This is a genomic window from Acinetobacter marinus (genome assembly GCF_900096915.1).
In the GTDB taxonomy this organism is placed as follows: Bacteria; Pseudomonadota; Gammaproteobacteria; order Pseudomonadales; family Moraxellaceae; genus Acinetobacter; species Acinetobacter marinus.
Genome location: NZ_FMYK01000022.1, coordinates 1 through 1,230, shown reverse-complemented (window position 1 = coordinate 1,230; position 1,230 = coordinate 1). Strand labels below are relative to the sequence as shown.

Annotated in this window: 1 protein-coding gene; it reads right to left on the bottom strand. The window is 41.6% G+C overall.

The features are described from left to right. Positions 1–18: 18 nt before the first annotated feature. Positions 19–1,166 (bottom strand): IS3 family transposase gene (locus BLQ60_RS13935; protein WP_092621886.1). Its coding sequence is split into 2 segments (ribosomal slippage): positions 19–920 and positions 920–1,166, totalling 1,149 coding nucleotides; the frame shifts between segments, so codons are not numbered across the junction. Positions 1,167–1,230: the final 64 nt, after the last annotated feature.

The window sequence follows — 1,230 nt, the reverse complement described above, 5'->3', positions numbered from 1 at the left end:
TGAATAGCCACCAAAATTCTAGACACACATAACCATCTTTTGATGGGCCTTTTCATAATCTAATGGAGAACGCTGACCATTGGAACCATGTCTGCGTTTTGAATTATAGAACATCTCAATATATTCAAAGATATCTGATCTTGCTTCAGTTCTAGTTGCGTAGATTTTCTTTTTAATTCGTTCCCGCTTTAATAGCTGGAAGAAGCTTTCTGCAACAGCGTTATCATGGCAATTGCCTCTACGACTCATACTACTTTCAAAATTATGATGCTTGAGAAATGTCTGCCATTCATGGCTAGTATATTGGCTGCCTTGATCAGAATGGATTAGGACTTTGTTCTTTGGATTTCTTCGCCACAAAGCCATCAATAACGCATCTAAAACCAAATCTGTCGTGATTCTGGATTTCATAGACCAGCCAACAACAAGACGTGAAAACAGGTCAATCACCACCGCAAGATATAGCCACCCTTCATGTGTACGGATATAGGTAATGTCCGTCACCCATAATTGGTTCGGCTGAGTTGGATTAAACTGTCGATTTAAGCTATTTGCGGCAATGACAGCCGGAGTACCAGCGTAAGCTCTAGGCTTACGATAACCACGCTGTGATTTAAGACCATCTGCTTTCATCAGCCGATGTACTCGATTGATCCCGCAACTTTCGCCAACATCTTTCAAATCACAGTGAATCTTGCGATAGCCATAGACTCCGCCAGATTCCAGCCAGAACTGTTTAATCAGTCCTGAAAGCTGTTGCCGTTTCCTGGCAGTTTTACTGGTGGGTTGCTTTAACCATGCGTAATAACCACTGTGATGAACATCTAACGTTGAACATAAACGACGAACAGGCCATATGTGCTGATTGTCCTGAATAAAGGCGTACCTCATTTGGACTGGCTTGCGAAGTACACCGCGGCCTTTTTTAATATGTCCCTTTCTTCAGTGACCCTTTGCAGCTCTTTTTTTAATTTCGCTAATTCTGCACTTGGATCATTAGATTCTATCGTCTTGGGCTGCTGTGGATCATAACGTTTAATCCAGGCATACAAACTATGTGTAGTCGCACCTAAACGCGCTGCGACATCAGCAACACTATGACCTTTCTCTGTGACCTGTTTTACTGCTTCAATTTTAAATTCTGGAGTATATCGTTTACTGCTCATAAGCACCTCGTTAATTAGCCATTTTATCTAACTAAAAGGTGTCTACAAAATCGGTGGCTATTCA